Origin of the sequence: Paenibacillus sp. (genome assembly GCF_031177825.1) — a bacterium.
Taxonomy (GTDB): Bacteria; Bacillota; Bacilli; order Paenibacillales; family YIM-B00363; genus Paenibacillus_AE.
The window spans coordinates 91,345-97,779 of record NZ_JAPSKE010000022.1 but is presented as its reverse complement, the minus strand read 5'-3'; the positions used below and the strand labels follow the sequence as shown (position 1 = coordinate 97,779).

General features: G+C 51.8%; 6 protein-coding genes. 5 read left to right on the top strand and 1 reads right to left on the bottom strand.

Annotated features, from left to right (window positions below; genetic code table 11):
- Nucleotides 1-176 precede the first annotated feature (176 nt).
- Entirely contained in the window at nucleotides 177-536 is a 360-nt protein-coding gene (locus RIN49_RS21380) for a DDE-type integrase/transposase/recombinase (RefSeq protein ID WP_375295271.1), read from the top strand.
- Nucleotides 537-610: 74 nt separating this feature from the next.
- Nucleotides 611-2,350 (top strand): Rieske (2Fe-2S) protein, encoded by a 1,740-nt coding sequence (locus tag RIN49_RS21375; RefSeq protein ID WP_309122180.1) that lies wholly within the window; start codon nucleotides 611-613, stop codon nucleotides 2,348-2,350.
- Between the two features lie 139 nt (nucleotides 2,351-2,489).
- On the opposite strand, the gene RIN49_RS21370 is transcribed toward RIN49_RS21375, so the two are convergent.
- Entirely contained in the window at nucleotides 2,490-3,047 is a 558-nt protein-coding gene (locus tag RIN49_RS21370) for a TetR/AcrR family transcriptional regulator (RefSeq protein WP_309122179.1), read from the bottom strand.
- A gap of 418 nt (nucleotides 3,048-3,465) precedes the next feature.
- On the opposite strand from RIN49_RS21370, the gene RIN49_RS21365 reads away from it, so the two are divergent.
- The 3 genes from RIN49_RS21365 to RIN49_RS21355 all read left to right on the top strand — a co-directional run bounded on the left by RIN49_RS21365 (nucleotide 3,466) and on the right by RIN49_RS21355 (nucleotide 6,429).
- A complete protein-coding gene (locus RIN49_RS21365) occupies nucleotides 3,466-3,861 on the top strand; it encodes a (R)-mandelonitrile lyase (protein WP_309122178.1) in 396 nt (131 codons plus the stop codon).
- Between the two features lie 195 nt (nucleotides 3,862-4,056).
- Nucleotides 4,057-5,106, top strand: coding sequence for an NAD(P)-dependent alcohol dehydrogenase (locus RIN49_RS21360; RefSeq protein WP_309122177.1), 1,050 nt, complete (start codon nucleotides 4,057-4,059; stop codon nucleotides 5,104-5,106).
- Nucleotides 5,107-5,208: 102 nt separating this feature from the next.
- Nucleotides 5,209-6,429 (top strand): multidrug effflux MFS transporter, encoded by a 1,221-nt coding sequence (locus RIN49_RS21355; RefSeq protein ID WP_309122176.1) that lies wholly within the window; start codon nucleotides 5,209-5,211, stop codon nucleotides 6,427-6,429.
- The last annotated feature ends 6 nt before the right edge of the window (nucleotides 6,430-6,435 follow it).

Here is a 6,435-nt window from a genome sequence, read left to right as displayed (position 1 = left end):
CCAAAACTGGGGACAGATTCTGCTGCAGCTTTCAGTCTTCTTCCCCGACCGAATTGGACCTCATCTACCTTAAGCGGTCCATAGATTTTCTTTTAGGAGTGTTTACACAAAATTCTTGACAGACCCGATTACAGGCGAAGATTCGTCGTAAGCAGCGAAGCAACTATACTTCATCCTTGGGTGGCCGCGTCGCAGATAACGTTCTGAAACGCAATTTCAAAGCCGACAAGCCTAATCAAAAATGGGTGACAGATGTGACCCAATATCGCGTTTATGACACGTGGGTATACCTCTCGGTCATCAAGGATCTGTTTAACAACGAGACGGTGGCCTATCATGCGAGTTTGCGAAATGACAACCAGCTCGTCCTTGAGACGTTCAATAAGGCTTTCACAAAAACGAAAGACGTGACTGGATTGATCGTTCACAGCGACCAAGGATTCCAGTACACGTCTCACGCTTACCACGACATGCTGCAACAGGTTGGCGCCCAAATCAACGTAAAAAATTACCACTTTATAAATATAAGTGTTTAAAAAGTTTTCGGAATAATATATGTTATAGACAAGGAAAGGAAGGTACAATAATCGCGGGAATTGGAGGCGTTTTCATGAATGGTTGGATCCAGGCAGGTACGGTAGAAGAGCTTCGGGATCAAGGTCCGAAGCTGATCAAGGGAGGCATCGTAGTTTTCTACCACGAGGATGACGTGTACGCGCTTGACAACCGGTGCCCTCACCTCGGCTTTCCGCTCCATATGGGAAGTTTATGCGAAGGAATTTTGACTTGCCATTGGCATCATGCGAGGTTCGACGTATGCAGCGGCGGAACGCTCGACCCATGGGCGGACGATGTTCCGCTGCACGATACAACCGTTCATGACGGATTGATATGGGTCGACCCTAAATCCCGGAACGGCAACCAATTGCAGCTTTATAAAGACCGCCTTCTGAGAGGCCTTGAGCAAAATATCGGTCTTGTCATTGCCAAGGCCATCGTCGGATTAATGGAGGCGGGCGTTCCCGAAACGGAAATCGCGGCGATAGGAATCGAATTCGGCGTCAAACAGCGCAGACAAGGGTGGGGCTCCGGATTAACGATTCTGACTGCAATGGCTAACGTCCTGCCTAAGCTTGACAAACAAGGCCGTATCCTTGCGTTGTTTCAAGGATTGCTGGCCGCCGCGCGCGACTCGGCCGGAAGCGGAACACGCTTCTTGCTCGATCCGCTTCCGAATCATGGCGTCTCCGAGGAACGGTTGATGAAATGGTACCGCGATTGCATCGAGGTTCGGGATACGCGCGGCGCGGAACGGGTGTTGCTGACCGCCGTGCAAGCGGGGGCAGATGAGAAGCGATTGTTCTCTATGATGGGCATGGCGGCGACGGACCATTTCTACATTAATGGGGGCCATACGCTGGACTTCCATAATAAAGCATTCGAGAGCTTGAAGTATGTCGGGCACGAGCATCGTAAGGATATTCTCGCCTCGCTCGTTCCGATGTTCGGAGACGCCTCGCGAAGCGAAGAGCTGCACAGCTGGCAGTCTCCGGTCAATTTGGTCCAGCCGTTGAAGGAAGCTTTCGAAGAGCTGACTGATAAGGGCATTTCTTCTGGAAAAGAGGGCTCCGTCATCGACGACGAGGAACTGCTCCAAGCGTTGCTCGGTGACGATCCGCTTCGGACGGTAATCGTACTGAAGGAAGCTTTGCTCAGCGGCGCCTCGCCGGTGCGCCTCTCGCAAATTGCCGTTCTGGCTGCGGCGGAACGGGTCGTCCGCTTTCATACGCAAAACGATTTCGGGGACTGGATTTCTGTGCTACACACGTTTACGCATGCTCACGCCGTTCACGAAGGGTTGATCCGTTCCGCCGATCCATGGTTGGTTCGCGGCATTTTCCATACGGCGGCTACGATTTACCTCGACCGCTTTTTGAACATCCCGGCTGCCCCGAGACCGGTTGGAATTGGCGCGGCTGAAGAAGTGCCGCAGCCCGCGGAGCTGCTTGAGATTCTCGACAAGCAGCAGCAGGTGGCGTCGGCGGCGGCATGGGTGATCCGGTATTTGCGCAGCGGCGGAAAGCCGGAGCCACTATTCAACATATTGGGGCATGCGCTGCTTCGAGAGGATGCGGAATTCCACTCCTTCCAGATGTACGAGGCGGCCGTGGCGGAATATGATCGCTGGTCTTCCGAATCGGGACCGTTCGCGGAGAAAGCCCGCGAAACGTTGATTCTTGCGGTTACCCGTTATTTGGCGGCGCACGCTCCGACATCCCGCGAGACGCCCCATACGGCGAGAATTGCATGGCGCCTCCATCGCGGAGAGAAGTTGTTCGAAGATGAGTAACAACAACTTGAACCGTTAAACGCCCCATCTCTATATACGAGAACATTGCGATGGGAAAGAATATAGTAAGCACCTTATGTGAAGGACCCCTTCAAATAAGGTGCTTATTTTTGCGCGCGCAATTCCCAGCGTGGCGTGATTATAGGCTTCTCCCTAACAATGTCCCGACTTGTTTGGCCATCGCTTGCGGCGGATACGGCATTCCGTTTCGGATCCACCATTCGATGACCCCTACATAAGCGGTTCCGGTAAATTGCAACAACACATCTTCGCTTAATTCCCCATTCTTGCCGCTTTCTCTGTCGATCTCGCCTTTGAATCCTTCCATAAAAGATGCAAGGAGCCGAGTTCTGAAAGAGGACGGAGCCCCTTTCCCCTCTTTGCTCGCCAGCATGGTCGAAAAGAATAAGTAATTTTTCTCGAAGTATTCGAAGTAAGGGACGAGAGCATCGACCCAATCCAACTCGCACGCCCACTGATCCATATCCCCTAATTCATTCAAGTGCGTTTCTATGAGTTTATCCAATAAATCGTATTTGTCCTGGTAATGGAGATATATGGTTCCGCGATTTACGTTCGCCCGGTCCGCAATGTCCTGAATGGTAATCTCATCGAAACTTTTTTCCGACATCAGTTCGATAACCGCTTTTTTCAAGGATTCCTGGGTCTTGAGAATTCTACGGTCCAGTTTGTTCATCGAAATCGTCACCTAGCCTTCCCAGTTCATTGACACTTTTGAATGCTTTGTTTATTAATCAACGTTTTACGTTTTTTTAACCATTGATTCAATTTTTCTTGAACTTATAATAATAGACATGAGTTGACTAAGCAATGATTTTTGTTTATCCGCTTCGTGTTATTTATTAGTATTCGCGAAACGCAGCATGTCCGCCAGCAGGATCGATGTGGTCTAGGAATGAAATAAGAAGAGAGGGAAAAAGTACGATAAAACGAATGTCATTCCATTCGACAAGTTGGAAGCATTCTATACCGAGAATTTGAAGTAACAAGCGCTTCGGGGGTACTCATACACCGGAGCGCCTCTTTCAAGGAGAATGTGCTGAAGGCTTATGAAGCTGTGTAAAACCTAATTCGCAAGTTGGGGGGATTGGAAAATGGAAATCAAAAGAATCGGCTCGCGGCCTTCCCGCAAGGGACCGGCCGAATATTTTACCGGAACGGTTCGTATCGATCCCTTATTCGAGGCGCCCGATCCTGCACGCGCAGCAGGAGCGAGCGTGACGTTCGAGCCTGGCGCGCGAACGGCATGGCATACGCATCCGTTGGGTCAAACGTTGATCGTAACCGCGGGCGTCGGACGGGTTCAACGTTGGGGAGGTCCGATCGAGGAGATTCGCCCCGGCGACGTAGTCTGGTTCCCTCCGGGGGAGAAACATTGGCATGGCGCTTCTTCGACCATGGCGATGACTCACATTGCCCTCCAAGAGCGTCTTGACGGCAAGGCGGTCGATTGGATGGAAAAAGTCAGCGATGATCCATATCAAGCCTGACCGGATCGTGATTAAAAACCCCTAGCGGCATGAAAGCTTACGGAGATAATTAACACTTTTGATGTCATTGTTCATATATCAACGTTTTTCGTATTTTTAACCATTGCATGTACTCTGTTTAACTTTATAATGATCGCAAGGCGGACAATAAGAAAGTTTGATTCATTACAAATTCACGGAAACAGGAGATTATATATGATTCATGCTAATGCACGTGCTGTATTCGGTCCGGAAGGCCCGTTCAAACGGACCGCGATCGAGCGCAGGGAGCTTGAGCCGCATGACGTCCTCATTGAGATTAAGTACGCAGGCATTTGCCATTCCGACATCCATACGGCTCGCGGGGAGTGGGGACCTGTAAACTATCCTCTCGTGCCAGGGCACGAGATCGCCGGAATCGTTACCGAGGTCGGTTCGGAAGTCACAACGTATGCCGTCGGAGACCGGGTCGGGGTCGGCTGCATGGTCGACTCCTGCCGAACGTGCGATCCTTGCCGGAAGGGTGAGGAGCAATATTGCCTTCATGGAATGACGGGCACCTATGGGGCGATCGACAAGTACGGGCAATATACGCAGGGCGGTTACTCCACCCACATCGTCGTAACCGAAGATTTCGTCGTTCGCATTCCGGACGGGATCGAACTTGACGCCGCCGCGCCGCTTTTGTGTGCCGGCATTACTACGTATTCGCCGCTGCGCCGTTGGGGAGCCTCTCCCGGCAAGAAGGTAGCTGTCGTCGGCCTTGGCGGGCTTGGACATATGGCTGTGAAGATCGCTCATGCCATGGGGGCGGAGGTTACCGTTTTATCGCAATCCTTGAAGAAGAAAGAAGACGGGGCGCGGCTTGGCGCGGACCATTATTACGCCACGAACGATCCGGAGACGTTCAAGAAGCTGGCCGGTTCGTTCGACCTCATCGTGAATACGGTGAGCGCAAAGATCGATGTGGATGCCTACCTTTCGTTGCTGGCGTTGGACGGTACGCTCGTCAATGTCGGAGCGCCGGCGGATCCGTTGTCGGTCAACGTATTCTCGCTCGTCGGGCGTCGTCGCTCGTTCGCCGGATCGATGATCGGCGGAATCCGCGAAACGCAGGAAATGCTTAACTTCTGCGCCGAACACGGCATTGCGGCAGAGATCGAGGTGATTTCCGCCAACCGGATCGATGAGGCATGGGAGCGCGTTTTAGCCTCGGATGTCCGGTATCGATTCGTAATCGACATCAGTACGATGAGCGACGAATAACGATTCATCCTGGTGAAATATTAGGGGCACGCCTACATGGGTGTGCCTCTTTCGTTGGAGAGTTCGCACGAATGAACAGAAAACAAGGAGATTCTCTATAATATGAGCAATAAAAACAACCGGCATGCGGTCAGACTGGCTTTGCTGCTGGGATTATTTTCGACACTCGGTCCTTTTACGATCGATATGTATTTACCGGCATTCCCGGAGATTGTGAAGCGATTCGATTCGACGGCGTCGCTCGTTCAGTTCAGTCTCACCGCTTGTTTACTTGGACTTGGCGTAGGCCAACTTGTGATGGGCTCCTTGAGCGACGTATACGGCAGACGATCTCCCTTGCTTATTTCCATGGTCGTTTACGTAGCCTCCTCGTTAGCTTGCGCATTCTCGCCGAATATGGGGCTGTTGATCGTATTCCGGTTTGTGCAGGGGTTTGCCGCTTCGGCGGGCATTGTCATTTCTCGCGCGATCGCACGGGACCTGTACAGCGGGAAAGAGCTCACTAAATTTTTCTCGTTGCTTTTGGTCGTAAGCAATCTAGGGCCTCTCGTGGCTCCGGTTGCGGGCAGCGGAGTTCTTAGTTTCACGACATGGATCGGTGTGTTTATCGCGTTAGCTCTGTTAGGAACGTACTTATTGATCATGACCAAATGGCGTTTGCGGGAGACGCTGCCATCCGATCGCCGTAGTCCTACAAATTTCGCGCATCAGCTGCGCAGCTTTGGTTTGCTTTTGCGAGATCGTCAGTTTTTAGGCTACATGCTGACGCAGGGCATTATGATCGCGGGGGTTTTCGCGTATGTTTCGGGAACGCCCTTTATTTATCAAAATATTTATGGGGTCACACCCACCGTATTCGCTCTTTTGTTCGGTTCGAACGGCATCAGCCTGATCATCGGCTCTCAAATCGTCGGACGAATGGCGCATCGCGTATCCGAACGCTCCTTTCTGATATTCGGTTTATGGCTTGCCTTATTGGCAAGCGTCGCTGTCTTAGTGGTAGCCATCGTCCATGGACCGCTCTTCACATTGGTGATCCCATTGTTTTTCTTTGTAGCCGCAATCGGTATTACATCGACGGCTGCATTCCCTCTTGCGATGGAGAGTCAAGCTCGCATGGCCGGCAGCGCCGCCGCGATGCTTGGCGTCATTCCATTCCTGCTAGGCGCGGTCGTCGCTCCGTTGGTTGGCATAGCGGGAGAAGACACTGCCGTTCCGTTGGGCGTCATTATCTTATTGTCGAGCGCCAGTGCAATACTCGCATACTTCTTACTGGTAAGGTCTAAGCACGTTTCGCCCACGAAGACAGGGGATGCAATGTAGAGAAGT